This window comes from Blastococcus sp. TF02-09 (assembly GCF_003319105.1).
Taxonomy (GTDB): domain Bacteria; phylum Actinomycetota; class Actinomycetes; order Mycobacteriales; family Geodermatophilaceae; genus Blastococcus.
Genome location: NZ_QOHH01000008.1, coordinates 216,235 through 230,902, shown reverse-complemented (window position 1 = coordinate 230,902; position 14,668 = coordinate 216,235). Strand labels below are relative to the sequence as shown.

Sequence of the window (14,668 nt, the reverse complement as noted above, 5' to 3'; positions counted from 1 at the left end):
GACCGTCGGCAGGCCCTCGCGCACGCCCCGCCAGAACGCCCGCCGCAGATGCTGCAGCTCCACCGTCGCCGTCATCGCCCGACCTCCAGGTCAGTCAGGGCGTTGCAACGACCCCTTGAAGCCGGGTCACCTGATCCCAGCCGGGCCTATCAGGCGAGGCCGAGGTCGGAGAGCTCGTAGGCGGCGCGGTACTCGAAGCCGGCCGCCTCGACCGCCGCGCGCGCCCCGCGGTCGACGATCACCGCGACACCGACGACCTCCGCCCCGGCCTCCTGCAGCGCCTCGGCCGCCGTCAGCGGGCTGCCCCCCGTGGTGGAGACGTCCTCGACCACGAGCACCGCCCGGCCGGCGACGTCCGGGCCCTCGATGCGCCGCTGCAGGCCGTGGGCCTTGCCCGTCTTGCGGACGACGCAGGCGTCGAGGAACCCCTCGCCCGCCGCCGCGGCGTGCAGCATCGCCGTCGCCACCGGGTCCGCGCCCAGGGTGAGCCCGCCGACGACGTCGTAGCGCAGGTCGCCGGTGAGCTGGCGCATCACGCGGCCGACCAGCGGGGCGCCCTCGTGGTGCAGCGTGAGCCGGCGCATGTCGATGTACCAGTCCGCCTCCCGCCCCGACGAGAGCGTCACCTTCCCGTGCACGACGGCGAGGTCGACGATCAGCTCGAGCAGGCGGTCGCGGTCGGGGTGGTACGCGGGAGCCGTCATGGTGATGACCCTAGGAGGGCGGTCAGCTCACCAGCACCTCGACCGAGTGCCAGCCCGTGGCACCGGCCGGGAAGGGGTCGGCACGCGCGTCGGTCTGCACCTCGCCGTCGGCACCGGTGGCCCGCACCGTCAGCACGTGCCGGCCGGGCGCGAAGTCGTGCGGCAGCACCCACTGGCGCCACAGGTCGGCGTCCACCGCCGGTGACAGCCGCGCCTGCTGCCAGTCGCCGTCGTCCACCCGCACCTCGACCGTCGCGATCCCGCGGGTCTGCGCCCAGGCGACCCCGGCGATGGCGCGGCGCCCGGCCGGGATCGCGCGCCCCGCGCCGGGGGTGTCGATGCGCGACGCGATGCGGATGGGCCCGTCGGCCGCCCAGTCGCGCTGGATCCAGTAGGCGTCGACGGCGTCGAACGTGGTCGCCTCGATGCGCGTCAGCCACTTGCACGCCGAGACGTAGCCGTACAGCCCGGGGATGATCATCCGCACCGGGAAGCCGTGCACGACCGGCAGCGGCTCGCCGTTCATGCCGAAGGCCAGCATCGCGTCCTCGACCTCGAGCGCGCTGCGGGTGGGCGCCCCGATCGTCATCCCGTCCGCCGACCGGCACAGCAGCTGGTCGCTGCCGGGGCGGATGCCGTTCTCCCGCAGCAGGGCGGCCAGCGGGACGCCGAGCCACCGCGCACTGCCCACGAGCGCGCCCCCGACCTCGTTGGAGACGCACGTGAGCGTGATGTCGCGCTCGATCACGTCGGCGCGGGCGAGCAGGTCGTCGAGCGTGTAGGTCCGCGGGGAGTCGAACATCCCGGTCAGCTGGAGCCGGTAGTCCGCGGGCCGGATCCGCGGGGCGATGAGCGCGGTGTCGATCCGGTAGAACTCGCCGTTGCGGGTGACCAGCGGGGTGAGGCCCTTGACGTCCCCGGCGAGGTCTGCGCCCGGCGGGAGCGCGCGGGCCGGGGACGACGGCGTCGGCAGCGTGACGCCGGCGCGCAGCGACGTCACCTCGGTGCTGCGCTGCAGCAACCGGCCGGCGCCCCCGCTGACGGCGGCCACGCCGACGGCGGCCGCACCGGTGAGGACGAACCGGCGGCGGTCCAGCTGGCCCCCCGGCCGGTCCGGGGCTCCGGCGGGGGCGGCGGTCGCCAGCGGGGCGAGCAGCGCCAGCAGCGCCAGCACGCCGGCGGCCGTGCCGGCGAGGGAGGGCAGCACGTCGGCCGACTGGCCCGCGGGCCGGGTGAGGGCGGCGAGGGCGCCGACGGTCCCGAACAGGACGATCCCGAGGACGGCGAGGCGGCGGTCCCGCAGCCCCAGGACGCCGACGAGCAACGCGTACAGGGCGACGACGACCAACGTGCCCGCGATCAGGGCGACCTTGTCGGCCTCGCCGAAGATACGGATGGCCAGCGCCGTGACCGGCTGGGGCACCAGCGCGATGACGGCGTCCCCCACCGCGACGACCGGGGAGGACGCCGGCCGCACGAACCCGGCGACCAGCTCGCCCACGCCGAGGGCCACGGCCGCCGCCAGCAGCCCCGCGAGGGCGGCGAGACCGCGTCGCGCCGGGCCCCGGCCGGCCGGGGCGGCGTCCGGGGCGCACAGCGTCGTCGTCACGCCTTCTCTTCGCAGCCCGGGCCCATCGGGATTCATCCCCCGATGATCGGAGCGCGCCGGAACTGTCAGGCTGGGCGGGTGCCGACCGCCCCCTCGCCCGCCCCCCGCCCGGTCATGCCGCCCTCGGTGCGCGTCGCCGTCGGGGTGCTGGCGGTGCTCGCGCTGCTGCTGCTGTCCAACGGCCTGCTGCTGTGGGCCGGGTTCGACGTCGCCGTCGACCGCGTCGTCGAGGCGGCCGACGACATCACCCGGGACGAGGCCGAGCAGTTCGTCCTGCTCGCCCTGGTGCCCTACCTCGTGCTGGGGCTGGTGCTGGCCGTGGCCGCCGTCTTCCTGGTGCGCCGGCGGGGCTGGGCGCGGTGGGCCGGCGTCGTCGCCACCGGGGCGCTGGCCCTGCTGACCGTGGTCAGCGTGCTGGCGTCCGGCGGCGTGACCATCGCCTCGCTGCTGCTGCTCGTGCTGTCGATCGCGGGCCTGACCAGCCTGCTGGCGGGCACGACTCGCGCCTGGCTGCCCGGGGCGGAGCGCCCCGCCTGATCAGCGGGACCGGCCCGTGGCCCGCGCCCAGCCCATGTACCGGTACCAGTCGTTGCTGGGCTTGAGCGCCAGCAGCACGATGCCGGCGATCGTGAGCAGCAGGCTGAACACGTTCAGCCCGTCGATGTAGCCGACCCCTGTACCCCCGCTGCCCATGCCGGCGAATCCGCTCAGCACGGACAGGCCGCCGAGCACCCACAGCACGATGCGGGCCCAGTTGCGCCCACGCCAGGCGAACCAGAGGAACAGCAGGTAGACCGCCGTGAAGATCGCGCTGACGACGAGGCTGAACTGCACGACGATCTCGGCGATGTCCTGCGCGGTCTCGCGGTCCTCGCCGGTCAGGCCGGCACCTGCCTGAGCGATCGCCTCGTCGAGCACCGTGTCGTAGTTGAAGAACATGACCACGGAACCGACGAGGCCGAGCACCACGGTGGCGACGAACGCACCGATTCCCGCCCGCACGGTGAACGGCTGGTCGGCCGAGCCGGGCGGGGGCGGCGGCTCGTAGGGGTTCCCGTAGCCGGGCCACTGTCCCGGCTGCTGCCACCCCTGCTGCGGCTGACCCTCCCAGCCCTGCGGCGGCGGGGCGCCCCACCCCTGCTGCGGAGGCGGGGCGCCCCATCCCTGCTGCGGAGGAGGCGGCGGTGCGTTCCAGCCCTGCAGGGGAGGAGGCTCGGACCCGCCTTCGGGGCGACCGGCGGGCTCGCCCTGCGTGCCACCCTGGTCCGACGTCATGTTTGCTGCCTCCCCGGCTCGGTGTGCCTCCCGATCATGGCCGACGCGTCCAGTCGGGTCCGCCGCCGCCCCGCGGTCGATCAGCCCCGCGTGACGCTCAGCCCGGCGTCGCCCTCGGTGACGTCGGCCGGCCAGTCCACGACGACCACGTCGCCGTCCCGGATCTCGCCGGAGAGCAGGGCGCGGGCGAGCTGGTCGCCGATGGCCGACTGCACCAGCCGGCGCAGCGGCCGGGCGCCGTAGACCGGGTCGAAGCCGTTGAGCGCCAGCCACTCCCGCGCCGCGTCGGTGACCCGCAGCGTGAGCCGCCGTCCGGCCAGCCGCCGGGCCAGCACGCCGACCTGGAGGTCGACGATGCCGGCGAGCTCCTCGGTGCCCAGGGCCCGGAAGATGACGACGTCGTCGAGCCGGTTGAGGAACTCCGGCTTGAAGTGGCTGCGCACGACCTCCTGGACCGCCGTGCGCCGGCGGTCCTCGGGCACGGACTGGTCGGCGATGATCTGCGAGCCCAGGTTCGACGTCAGGATCAGCAGCGTGTTCCGGAAGTCGACCGTGCGGCCCTGGCCGTCGGTGAGCCGGCCGTCGTCGAGCACCTGCAGCAGCACGTCGAAGACGTCGGGGTGCGCCTTCTCGACCTCGTCGAGCAGCACCACCGTGTACGGACGGCGCCGCACCGCCTCGGTGAGCTGGCCACCGGCCTCGTAGCCGACGTAGCCGGGGGGCGCCCCGACCAGCCGCGCCACCGAGTGCTTCTCCGAGTACTCGCTCATGTCGATGCGGACCATCGCCCGCTCGTCGTCGAACAGGAACTCCGCCAGCGCCTTGGCCAGCTCGGTCTTGCCGACACCCGTGGGGCCGAGGAACAGCCAGGAACCGGTGGGCCGGTCGGGGTCGGCGACGCCGGAGCGCGCCCGGCGGACGGCGTCGGCGACGGCGCGGACGGCGTCGGGCTGGCCGACGACCCGCTTCGCGAGCTCGTCCTCCATGCGCAGCAGCTTCTGGGTCTCGCCCTCGAGCAGCCGGCCGGCGGGGATGCCGGTCCAGGCCTGGACGACCTCGGCGATGTCGTCGGGGCCGACCTCCTCCTTGAGCATGGAGTCACCGGTCTCCACCGAGGTCTCCGCGTCGGCGAGCGACTTCTCCAGCTGGGGCAGCCGGCCGTAGCGCAGCTCGGCCACGTGGGCGAGGTCGCCGTCCCGCTCGGCGCGCTCGGCCTCGAGGCGCAGGCGCTCCAGCTCCTCCTTGATGGCCTGGATGCGGCCGATCGCGCTCTTGTCCTGCTGCCAGCGGGCGGTCAGCTCGGCCAGCTCCTGCCGTCGGTCCGCCAGGTCGGCCCGGAGCGCCGCCAGCCGCTCGAGGGACGACGGGTCGTCCTCCTTGGACAGCGCCATCTCCTCGATCTCCAGCCGGCGCACCGCGCGCTCGACCTCGTCGACCTCGACGGGACGGCTGTCGATCTCCATGCGCAGCCGGCTGGCCGCCTCGTCGACCAGGTCGATCGCCTTGTCCGGCAGGAAGCGGGCCGTGACGTACCGGTCCGACAAGGTGGCGGCCGCGACGATCGCGGCGTCGGTGATGCGGACGCCGTGGTGGACCTCGTAGCGCTCCTTGAGCCCGCGCAGGATGCCGATGGTGTCCTCGACGCTGGGCTCGCCCACCAGCACCTGCTGGAAGCGGCGCTCGAGCGCGGGGTCCTTCTCGATGTGCTCGCGGTACTCGTCCAGCGTCGTCGCGCCGACCATGCGCAGCTCACCGCGGGCGAGCATCGGCTTGATCATGTTGCCGGCGTCCATGGCCGACTCGCCGGTGGCGCCGGCCCCGACGATGGTGTGCAGCTCGTCGATGAAGGTGACGACCTGACCCTCGGCGTCGATGATCTCCTGCAGGACGGCCTTGAGCCGCTCCTCGAACTCACCGCGGTACTTGGCGCCGGCCACCATCGCGCCGAGGTCCAGCGCCATGAGGCGCTTGCCCTTGAGGCTCTCCGGCACGTCGCCCGCGACGATCCGCTGGGCGAGGCCCTCGACGATCGCCGTCTTGCCGACGCCGGGCTCGCCGATGAGGACCGGGTTGTTCTTGGTCCGCCGCGAGAGCACCTGCACCACGCGGCGGATCTCGGTGTCGCGGCCGATGACCGGGTCGATCTTGCCCTCGCGGGCGCGCTCGGTGAGGTCGACGGCGTACTTCTCGAGGGCCTGGAACGTGCCCTCCGGGTCCGGCGTGGTGACCTTGCGGCTGCCCCGGACGGTGCGGAACGCCGCGAGCAGCGCGTCGCGGGTGGCCCCGGCGCCGGTCAGCACCGCGCCGGCCTCGCCGCCGGCGCCGGCCAGGCCGACCAGCAGGTGCTCGGTGGAGACGTACTCGTCGCCCAGGGCGCTCGCCTGCTCCCCGGCGTCGTTCATGACGCGGAGGAACTCGCGCGTGGGCGAGGGCGCGGGCACGGTCGCCCCGCTGACGCTGGGCAGCCGGCGCACGGCGGCCTCGGCCTTCGCCCGCACGTCCGCGGCGTCGGCGCCGACGGCCTTGAGCAGCGGAGCGGCGATGCCGTCGTCCTGCTCGAGCAGCGCCGCCAGCAGGTGCAGCGGCTCCAGCGCCGCCTGGCCACGGGCGACCGCGAGCCGCTGGGCGGCGGCGATGGCCTCCTGCGAACGGGTGGTCAGCTTGCTCTCCATGGTCGCGGACCGCGTCCTTCCGTCTGTCGTGCTGGTGCCGCCTCGTCGGCGGCCCGGTGGTCGCTGTCACCAACGACCGTGGAGTTGAGTCTGTTCCACTCAACCCTGGCGAGTCCACCCGAGCGCCGGGACGCAGCTCACGCCGGGGCCGCGGACTCGGCGGTCCGCATCCACGCCCGGGCGCCGTAGACTCCAGCCATGACCGCCCTGCCGGCACCCAGCGTGGCGCTCGACGACCAGCTCTGCTTCGCGCTGTACGCGGCCTCCCGCGCCGTGACCGCGCGCTACCGACCCATGCTCGACGCCATCGGTCTGACCTATCCCCAGTACCTCGTCATGATGCTGCTCTGGGAAGAGGACCACCAGACCGTGGGGCAGCTGGGCTCCCGCCTGGCCCTGGACAGCGGCACGCTGTCCCCGCTGCTCAAGCGGCTCACCGCCGCCGGTCTGGTCACCCGTCACCGCCGCGTCGAGGACGAGCGCTCCGTGGCGATCGCGCTGACCGACGAGGGGCGCGCGCTGAAGGAGAAGTCCTACGGCATCTCGCAGGAGATGATCGGGGCCATCGGCTTCGACACCGACGAGTTCGCCGACCTCAAGCGCCGGCTGCAGCTGCTGGTCGAGCGGGTGAACGGCGGAGCAGCCGTCTGCTGAATGCGTGGACCCGGGACGTCCCGGGGTAGGGGCTGCCCCGATGCGCCGTCCAGGAGCGGGCGGCGCCCGGCACGGGAGAAGTGACATGCCCACTCGCACCGCACGCACCGCGTGGAACGGCACCCTGCAGGAGGGCTCCGGCCAGGTCGAGCTCTCCAGCTCGAAGGTCGGCACCTACGAGGTCTCGTTCCCGAAGCGGGCCGCCGACGAGGCCGGGGGCACCACGAGCCCCGAGGAGCTCATCGCGGCCGCGCACTCCTCCTGCTTCGCCATGGCGCTGTCGAGCGAGATCGGCAAGGCCGGCGGGACGCCGACCGCCCTGGAGGTCACCGCCGACGTCACGCTGGGCCAGAAGGACGGCGCCCCGACGATCACCGGCATCAAGCTGACCGTCCGCGGCGAGGTCGAGGGCCTGGACGCCGACGGCTTCCAGACCGCGGCCCAGGCGGCCAAGGTCGGCTGCCCGGTCAGCAAGGCGCTGACCGGCACCGAGATCACGCTGGACGCCGCCCTCGACTGACGAGGAACCCCCTGACGGACGAAGGCCCGGCCCCCTGACGGGGCCGGGCCTTCGTCGTGCTGGTCCTTCGTCAGACGCCGACGACGTCGGGGGTGCCGGACTCGTCGCGCAGCCGCTGGTCGCCGCTGCGGGTGCTCAAGGCGATCTCGCGGATGAAGGCGATCGCGATCACCGCGGCCACCGCCACCACCGCGGAGACCAGGAAGATCCGGCCGGTGGCGTCGCCGTAGGAGATCCGGATCAGCTCCTGGATCGCCGGCGGGGCGTCCGCGAGGTCGGCGAGGCCCACGCTGCCGTTGCCGGCCGCGGCGGCGGCCTCGGGCGGCAGGCCCGCGGTGATCAGCGTGGTGACCCGGGCGCTGAGCACCGCGCCCAGCACCGAGACGCCGATCGTGCCGCCGAGGCTGCGGAAGAAGGCCACGGCGGAGCTCGCCGCGCCCAGGTCCGACGCCGCGACCGTGTTCTGCACGGCCAGCACGAGGTTCTGCATCGTCATGCCGATGCCGACGCCGAGGACGAAGAGGAAGACCCCCAGCAGGACCATGTCGGTCTCGTGGTCCAGCAGCGACAGCAGGCCGAAGCCGAGCACGACGAGCACCGAGCCCGCGGTGAGGAACCGCTTCCACCGGCCGGTCCGGGTGATCAGGATGCCGGAGACCGTGGAGGAGAGCAGCAGCCCGCCGACCATGGGGACGGTGAGCAGACCGGCCGCCGTCGGCGAGTACCCACGGGAGATCTGCAGGTACTGACCGAGGAAGACCGTCGACCCGAACATGGCCACACCGATGGCGATGCTGGCCACGACCGCCAGCGTCGTCGTCCGGTCCCGGAAGAGCCGCAGCGGGACGATCGGCTCCAACGCGTGCGTCTCGGTGACCAGGAAGGCGGCGATGGCCAGGACCGAGCCGCCGACGAAGAGCACCGACTCGGTGGAGAGCCAGTCGAAGCTCGACCCGGCGAGGGTCACCCAGATCAGCAGCGCGGAGACCGCGGCGGTGAGCAGCGCGGCGCCCAGGTAGTCGATGTGCACGTCCCGCTTGGTCACCGGCAGGTGCAGCGTCCGCTGCAGCAGCACCAGGGCGGCCGCGGCGAAGGGGACGCCGACGTAGAAGCACCAGCGCCAGCCCAGCCAGCTCGTGTCGACGAGCAGACCGCCGATGAGCGGCCCGCCGACGGTGGCGACGGCCATGACGCTGCCGAGCAGACCGGAGTACCGGCCGCGCTCGCGCGGGCTGATCATGGCCGCCATCGCGATCTGGACCAGCGACTGCAGGCCCCCGAGGCCCAGCCCCTGGAGCACGCGCCAGGCGATGAGCGTCTCGACCGACCCGGACAGCCCGGCCAGCATCGAGCCGACGATGAAGATGACGATGGCCAGCTGGAGCAGCAGCTTCTTGCTGAACAGGTCCGAGAGCTTGCCCCAGATGGGCGTGGACGCGGTCGAGGCCAGCAGGGTGGCGGTGACCACCCACGTGTACTGGCTCTGCGAGCCGCGCAGGTCGGTGATGATCGTGGGCAGCGCGTTCGAGACGACGGTCGAGGACAGGAACGCCACGAACATCGCCAGCATCATCCCGGACAGCGCCGAGAGGATCTGGCGGTGCGTCATGCGCCCCTGCTGCTCGAGGGGGGCCTCGACGACCGGCCGGTCGACGGTGCTGGTCATGGTTCTCCTGCCGGGCTGCGAGGGGCGTTCGTGCGTGGTGGGCGGAACGGCGGGGCGCCGGTCATCGACGGGCCTCCTGCGGTTCGGGCCGGGCCGTCCGGGGTGCCGGGACGGCCACCTCGATGTCGGCGCGGAGGCGGTCGAGCAGGTCGGTCAGCCGGAGGGCGTCGTCCTCGCTCCAGCCGGACAGCGCGGCCAGCGCCCAGTCCGCGCGCATCGCGCGGGTCGCGGCGAGCGCCTCGGCGCCCTGCGCGGTGAGCCGGAGCAGGCTGGCCCGCCCGTCGCGGGGATCGGGGTGCCGCTCCACGTAGCCCGACCGCTCGAGAACGGCGAGCTGGCGGCTGGCCACGGAGACGTCGACACCGGCGCGCGCGGCCAGCGCGCTGCAGCGCTGGTCGCCGTCCTGCTCGAGGGGCAGCAGCAGCGTCCAGCCGTAGGAGGGGAGCTCGCCGTAGAGCTGGGTGGCCGCGCGGGTGCTGACGTGGCGGCCGGTCCGGATGAGCTGCGCGATGCTGGCGGTCAGCCGGTCGCGCGTCCCAGGACTGATGGGCATGACGGGGGTCCTGACGATCGGAAAGCGTGCAGAGTGCAACCATAGACTTTTTGGTTGCTGTCTGCAACGAACAATGCGTCAGGCTTCTTCCCGGGCGGCCCTCAGTCCACGGGCTCCTCGTCGGCCTCGCGTGCCCACGCGTCACCGATCCGGTTGAGCCGGTGCAGCAGCTCGGCCAGCGTGGCGACGTCCTCGGCGGGCCAGTGGCCCAGGTCGGCCTCCCAGCGCTCGCGGCGGGCGTCGCGGATCTGCGCCAGGCGCGCCGCGCCCTCGGCCGACGGCGTCAGCACCTGCGCTCGACCGTCGTCGGGGTCCGCGCTGCGCTCGACCAGGCCCAGCCCGACGAGGCTGGCCACCTGCCGGCTCACCGTGCTCTTGTCCAGGCCCAGCCGCGCCACGAGGTCGCTGGCCCGCAGCGGACCGGTGTCCTGCAGCAGCGCCAGCAGACCGAAGGCGGCGCCGTCGAGGTCGGGGTGCAGCTGACCGGCCAGCCGGGACGAGATCGCCCGGGAACGCCGCAGCAGCAGGCCGATCTCGCGCTCCAGCTCGACGAACGCGGCGTGCGGGTCGAGCTCGCTCACCGACCGCTCCGCGGGCGCCACACGACCAGCGCGTTGCCGGGCCGGCGCTGCGGCACGAGCTCGGCGCGGTAGCCCGCCGGGACCGCGGCCTCGGCGGCCATCCGGCGGTGCTCGCTGTGCTCCAGCTCGGCGAGCAGCTCGTGGACGCGCGCCTGGAGCGCCTCGACCTGCGACTCGAGCTCGATGATCCGCTTGATGCCGGCGAGGTTGACGCCGTCCTCCTGCGACAGCCGCTGCACCTCGCGGAGCAGCGCCACGTCCCGCGGGCTGTACCGGCGGCCGCCGCCGGGCGTGCGCCCGGGGCTGACCAGGCCGAGCCGGTCGTACTGGCGCAGCGTCTGCGCGTGCATGCCGGCCAGCTCGGCCGCCACGGAGATGACGAAGACCGGCGCGTCCTCGGCGACCGACCGCGCGGCGCCCCGCGCCGGGTCGACCGGGCCGGTCACCGCTGGCCTCCCGCCTGGAGGGCCGCGGTGATCTGCGGACGCGGGTCCTCGTCCATCTCCTCGGCCAGCTGCTCGACGAGCTTGCGCTCCGCGGGCGTGAGCCGGACCGGCACCGCGATGTCGAGGGTGACCAGGAGGTCGCCGGTGCGCTTCTTCGCCGGGACGCCGCGGCCGCGCACGCGCAGCGTGCGCCCGCTGGAGGTGCCGGCGGGCACCTTGAGCGAGACCGTCCCGTCGAGGGTGGGCACGGTCAGCGTCGTCCCCAGCGCCGCCTCGGCGAAGGTGATCGGCACGGTGAGCGTCAGGTCGTCGTCCTTGCGCCCGAACAACGCGTGCTCGGACACGTGGACGACGACGAAGAGGTCACCGGCCGGTCCCCCGCGCCGTCCCGGGGCACCCTTGCCGGCCAGCCGGATGCGCTGGCCGTCGCGGACGCCGGCCGGGATGCGGACGGTGATCGTGCGGGTCTGGCTGGTGATGCCGCTGCCCGAGCAGGTCGAGCAGGGGTCGTCGACGACGGAGCCGGTGCCGCGGCAGTTGCGGCAGGGCTCGGAGAACGCGAACGCCCCCTGGCTGCGACTGGTGACGCCGGCGCCCTGGCACACCGGGCAGGTGTGCGGGCTGGTCCCCGGCTTCGCGCCGCTGCCGGCACAGGTCGGACAGGTGCCCGGGCTCTGCATGCGCAGCGGCACAGTGACGCCGAGCACGGCCTCCTCGAAGGAGAGCGTCGCCTCGGTCTCGACGTCCTGACCCCGGGCGGGGCCGGACGCCGCCTGGCTGCGCGCCCGGGCGCCTCCCCCGGCGCCCCCGAAGAGGCCGCCGAGCAGGTCACCGAGGCCGCCGGCACCGCGACCACCGGCCGCGGTCCCGGCGGAGCCGGCGTTGAACAGGTCGCCGAAGTCGAAGGTCTGACCGCCGGCACCGGGGAACCCGCCGGGGAACCCGGCCCGCGCCCCGGCGCCGCCGGCGCCGAACAGCCGCCGGGCCTCGTCGTACTCTCCGCGCCGCTTGGGGTCGGAGAGCACGTCGTAGGCCTCGGAGACCTCCTTGAACCGGGACTCCGCCTCGGCGTTGCCGGGGTTCTTGTCCGGGTGCAGCTCGGTGGCCAGCTTGCGGTAGGCCTTCTTGATCTCCGCGGCGTCGGCGCCCTGGGGAACGCCCAGCGCGCCGTAGTAGTCCTTCTCGATGAAGTCGCGGGTGCTCATCGGGTGTCCCCCTCCCTGTGGATCAGTCAGATGCCGCGGCGCCCGGGTCGGCCGGCACGGCGCCGTCGACGGCGGGCGCCGGGTGCTCCGGCTCCGTCACCGCCACCATCGCCGTCCGCAGCACCCGGTCACCGCGGCGGAAGCCCTGCCGCAGCACCGTCGTCGCGGTGGGCACGACCACGTCGGCGGACGTGTCGTGCATGACCGCCTCGTGCAGCGACGGGTCGAAGGCGTCACCGGCCGCGCCGAACGCCTCCACGCCGAGGCCGTCCAGCAGCCCCAGCACGCGGTCGGCCACGACCTTGAACGCCCCGGTCAGGTCGCCGTGGTCCCGCGCCCGCTCGATGTCGTCGACGATCGGGAACAGGTTCGCGGCGAACCGCTCGGCGGCCTGGTCGACCACCAGCGTCCGGTCGCGGTCGACCCGGCGCCGGTAGTTGGCGTACTCCGCGGTGACTCGCTGGAGGTCCTCGGTCCGCTCCGCCAGCTGGGAGGACAGGTCGTCCCCACCGGCCGACGGCACCTGCTGCGGCTGGTCGTCCACGGGCATCTCGTGCTCGCTCATCTGCTCCCCTGCGAGGGTCGGGCCGGGCGGGGCACCGGCCGGCTGCTCGCCGGCCGGTGCCCGCACCTCACCACTGTTCGGGTCGATGCGCCGCTTGTCGCGGATGACGACGCGCGGCTGCTCCTCCCCGCTCGTCATCGGCGGTCGTCACCCTCGTCGACGATCTCGGCGTCGACGACGTCGTCGTCAGCCGTGGAACCGCCGGCCGAGGCTCCGCCGGCCGTGGCACCGCCGGGCGCGGCACCCTCGGCGCCGGGGGCACCCTCGGCGCCGGCCGCCTCGCCCGCCTGGGCGTAGAGCGCGCCGCCGACCTCCTGGGAGACCCGGGCGACCTTCTCCTGCGCGGTCTTGATCGCCTCGATGTCCGAGCCGCCCAGCGCGCTGCGCAGCTCGGTCAGCGCCTCGCCGAGCTCGTCCTTCTTCTCGGCCGGGATCTTGTCGCCGTTCTCGGCCAGGAACTTCTCGGTCTGGTACTGCAGCGACTCGGCCAGGTTGCGGGTCTCGGCCTCCTCGCGGCGCTTCTTGTCCTCCTCGGCGTGCGCCTCGGCGTCCTTCATCATCCGCTCGATGTCGTCCTTGGGGAGCGCCGAGCCGCCGGTGATGGTCATCGACTGCTCCTTGCCCGTTCCGAGGTCCTTCGCGGTGACGTGCACGATGCCGTTGGCGTCGATGTCGAAGGCGACCTCGATCTGCGGGACGCCGCGGGGCGCCGGGGGCAGCCCGGTCAGCTCGAACATGCCGAGCTTCTTGTTGTACATCGCCATCTCGCGCTCGCCCTGGAAGACCTGGATCTGCACGGACGGCTGGTTGTCGTCGGCCGTCGTGAAGATCTCCGAGCGCTTGGTCGGGATCGTGGTGTTGCGCTCGATGAGCTTGGTCATGATCCCGCCCTTGGTCTCGATGCCCAGGGACAGCGGGGTGACGTCGAGCAGCAGGACGTCCTTGACCTCGCCGCGGAGGACACCGGCCTGCAGGGCGGCGCCGATGGCCACGACCTCGTCCGGGTTGACGCCCTTGTTGGGCTCCTTGCCACCGGTCAGCTCGCGCACCAGGTCGGTGACGGCCGGCATGCGGGTCGAGCCACCCACGAGGACGACGTGGTCGATCTGGCCGACGGAGATGCCGGCGTCGCGGACCACCTGGTTGAACGGCGCCCGGGCCCGGTCCAGCAGGTCCTGGGTCATCCGCTGGAACTCGGCGCGGGTGATGGTGACGTCGAGGTGCAGCGGGCCCTCGGCGCCGGCGGTGATGTAGGGCAGGTTGATGTTGGTCGACTGCGCGCCCGACAGCTCGATCTTGGCCTTCTCGGCCGCCTCGCGGAGGCGCTGCATGGCCAGCTTGTCCTTGGACAGGTCGATGCCGTTGCTCGCGTTGAAGGTCTTGACCAGGTGGTCCATGACCTTCTGGTCCCAGTCGTCACCACCGAGGTGGTTGTCACCGGCGGTGGCCTTCACCTCGATGACGCCGTCCCCGATCTCGAGCAGGGAGACGTCGAAGGTGCCGCCACCGAGGTCGAACACGAGGATCGTCTGCTCGGTCTCGCCCTTGTCCAGGCCGTAGGCCAGCGCGGCCGCGGTCGGCTCGTTGACGATGCGCAGGACGTTGAGGCCCGCGATCTCACCGGCCTCCTTGGTGGCCTGGCGCTGCGCGTCCTCGAAGTAGGCCGGCACGGTGATGACGGCGTCGGTGACCGGCTCGCCCAGGTAGGTCTCGGCGTCCCGCTTGAGCTTCTGCAGGATGCGCGCGCTGATCTCCTGCGCGGTGTACTTCTTGCCGTCGATCTCGTCGGTCGTCCACGCGGTGCCCATGTGGCGCTTGACCGAGCGGATGGTGCGGTCGACGTTGGTGACGGCCTGGTTCTTCGCGGACTGGCCGACGAGGACCTCGCCGTTCTTGGCGAAGGCGACCACCGACGGGGTGGTGCGCGAACCCTCGGAGTTGGCGATGACCGTGGGCTCGCCGCCCTCGAGGACGGTGACGACGGAGTTCGTCGTGCCGAGGTCGATACCGACAGCTCGTGCCATGGGGATGGCCTCTCTTCCGTGTGCTGGGGTGGTGCTGGTCCGTGTGGGGAGTCGAGCCCGGGCCGCCTTGCGCGTGGTCCGCTCAACTTTCCTGCCCACGATAACGGCAGCCCCCGACCCCGTGTTCCCGGGAGGTCCGGTCATGTTTCTTCGGCTCGCGGTACGACCTCGACCACGCGGTGTGGCAGTCGAGC

At 73.4% G+C, this 14,668-nt stretch carries 14 protein-coding genes; 3 read left to right on the top strand and 11 right to left on the bottom strand.

The window, feature by feature from the left end; translation table 11 throughout:
- Positions 1 to 149 precede the first annotated feature (149 nt).
- Positions 150 to 704, bottom strand: coding sequence for an orotate phosphoribosyltransferase (pyrE, locus tag DQ239_RS14080; protein ID WP_113835026.1), 555 nt, complete (start codon positions 702 to 704; stop codon positions 150 to 152).
- Between the two features lie 22 nt (positions 705 to 726).
- Positions 727 to 2,313: a molybdopterin-dependent oxidoreductase gene (locus DQ239_RS14075; protein WP_199583011.1), complete on the bottom strand. Its 1,587-nt coding sequence runs from the start codon at positions 2,311 to 2,313 to the stop codon at positions 727 to 729.
- A 78-nt stretch (positions 2,314 to 2,391) separates the two neighbouring features.
- On the opposite strand from DQ239_RS14075, the gene DQ239_RS14070 reads away from it, so the two are divergent.
- Entirely contained in the window at positions 2,392 to 2,850 is a 459-nt protein-coding gene (locus DQ239_RS14070; RefSeq protein WP_113835024.1) for a hypothetical protein, read from the top strand.
- Here the strand turns inward: DQ239_RS14070 and DQ239_RS14065 are convergent, their stop codons facing one another.
- Both DQ239_RS14065 and clpB read right to left on the bottom strand, forming a co-directional pair.
- Positions 2,851 to 3,588, bottom strand: a complete 738-nt coding sequence (locus DQ239_RS14065; protein WP_113835023.1) for a hypothetical protein — start codon at positions 3,586 to 3,588, stop codon at positions 2,851 to 2,853.
- An 80-nt stretch (positions 3,589 to 3,668) separates the two neighbouring features.
- The gene (gene clpB / locus DQ239_RS14060; RefSeq protein WP_113835022.1) at positions 3,669 to 6,260 is read right to left on the bottom strand and encodes an ATP-dependent chaperone ClpB; all 2,592 of its coding nucleotides are present in this window, start codon (positions 6,258 to 6,260) and stop codon (positions 3,669 to 3,671) included.
- A 198-nt stretch (positions 6,261 to 6,458) separates the two neighbouring features.
- Between clpB and DQ239_RS14055 the strand changes: the two genes are divergently transcribed.
- Together DQ239_RS14055 and DQ239_RS14050 are read left to right on the top strand one after the other, a co-directional pair.
- Positions 6,459 to 6,914 (top strand): MarR family transcriptional regulator, encoded by a 456-nt coding sequence (locus DQ239_RS14055; protein ID WP_113835021.1) that lies wholly within the window; start codon positions 6,459 to 6,461, stop codon positions 6,912 to 6,914.
- Positions 6,915 to 6,999: 85 nt separating this feature from the next.
- Positions 7,000 to 7,434: an OsmC family protein gene (locus DQ239_RS14050; protein WP_113835020.1), complete on the top strand. Its 435-nt coding sequence runs from the start codon at positions 7,000 to 7,002 to the stop codon at positions 7,432 to 7,434.
- Positions 7,435 to 7,504: 70 nt separating this feature from the next.
- Here the strand turns inward: DQ239_RS14050 and DQ239_RS14045 are convergent, their stop codons facing one another.
- From DQ239_RS14045 to dnaK, 7 genes are all read right to left on the bottom strand, one after another.
- Positions 7,505 to 9,100, bottom strand: coding sequence for an MDR family MFS transporter (locus tag DQ239_RS14045; RefSeq protein WP_233489225.1), 1,596 nt, complete (start codon positions 9,098 to 9,100; stop codon positions 7,505 to 7,507).
- Between the two features lie 61 nt (positions 9,101 to 9,161).
- On the bottom strand, positions 9,162 to 9,653 hold the full coding sequence (locus DQ239_RS14040; protein WP_113835019.1) for a MarR family winged helix-turn-helix transcriptional regulator: 492 nt from the start codon (positions 9,651 to 9,653) through the stop codon (positions 9,162 to 9,164).
- A gap of 101 nt (positions 9,654 to 9,754) precedes the next feature.
- Positions 9,755 to 10,234, bottom strand: coding sequence for a MarR family winged helix-turn-helix transcriptional regulator (locus DQ239_RS14035; protein ID WP_113835061.1), 480 nt, complete (start codon positions 10,232 to 10,234; stop codon positions 9,755 to 9,757).
- A complete protein-coding gene (locus DQ239_RS14030) occupies positions 10,231 to 10,680 on the bottom strand; it encodes a helix-turn-helix transcriptional regulator (RefSeq protein WP_113835018.1) in 450 nt (149 codons plus the stop codon). Before DQ239_RS14030 ends, DQ239_RS14035 begins: the two co-directional genes overlap by 4 nt.
- Entirely contained in the window at positions 10,677 to 11,885 is a 1,209-nt protein-coding gene (dnaJ, locus tag DQ239_RS14025) for a molecular chaperone DnaJ (protein ID WP_113835017.1), read from the bottom strand. Before dnaJ ends, DQ239_RS14030 begins: the two co-directional genes overlap by 4 nt.
- A 22-nt stretch (positions 11,886 to 11,907) precedes the next feature.
- Complete coding sequence (grpE, locus tag DQ239_RS14020) at positions 11,908 to 12,588, bottom strand: nucleotide exchange factor GrpE (protein ID WP_113835016.1); 681 nt, start codon at positions 12,586 to 12,588, stop codon at positions 11,908 to 11,910.
- Positions 12,585 to 14,474, bottom strand: a complete 1,890-nt coding sequence (gene dnaK / locus DQ239_RS14015; protein ID WP_113835015.1) for a molecular chaperone DnaK — start codon at positions 14,472 to 14,474, stop codon at positions 12,585 to 12,587. Before dnaK ends, grpE begins: the two co-directional genes overlap by 4 nt.
- Between the last annotated feature and the right edge of the window lie 194 nt (positions 14,475 to 14,668).

Excerpts from the sequence above, each read along its gene's own strand:
- DQ239_RS14045 (WP_233489225.1), bottom strand. The coding sequence starts at position 9,100 with ATGACCAGCACCGTCGACCGGCCGGTCGTCGAGGCCCCCCTCGAGCAG.
- dnaJ (WP_113835017.1), bottom strand. The coding sequence starts at position 11,885 with ATGAGCACCCGCGACTTCATCGAGAAGGACTACTACGGCGCGCTGGGC.
- grpE (WP_113835016.1), bottom strand. The coding sequence starts at position 12,588 with ATGACGAGCGGGGAGGAGCAGCCGCGCGTCGTCATCCGCGACAAGCGG.
- pyrE (WP_113835026.1), bottom strand. The coding sequence starts at position 704 with ATGACGGCTCCCGCGTACCACCCCGACCGCGACCGCCTGCTCGAGCTG.
- DQ239_RS14050 (WP_113835020.1), top strand. The coding sequence starts at position 7,000 with ATGCCCACTCGCACCGCACGCACCGCGTGGAACGGCACCCTGCAGGAG.
- DQ239_RS14055 (WP_113835021.1), top strand. The coding sequence starts at position 6,459 with ATGACCGCCCTGCCGGCACCCAGCGTGGCGCTCGACGACCAGCTCTGC.
- dnaK (WP_113835015.1), bottom strand. The coding sequence starts at position 14,474 with ATGGCACGAGCTGTCGGTATCGACCTCGGCACGACGAACTCCGTCGTC.
- DQ239_RS14040 (WP_113835019.1), bottom strand. The coding sequence starts at position 9,653 with ATGCCCATCAGTCCTGGGACGCGCGACCGGCTGACCGCCAGCATCGCG.
- DQ239_RS14065 (WP_113835023.1), bottom strand. The coding sequence starts at position 3,588 with ATGACGTCGGACCAGGGTGGCACGCAGGGCGAGCCCGCCGGTCGCCCC.
- clpB (WP_113835022.1), bottom strand. The coding sequence starts at position 6,260 with ATGGAGAGCAAGCTGACCACCCGTTCGCAGGAGGCCATCGCCGCCGCC.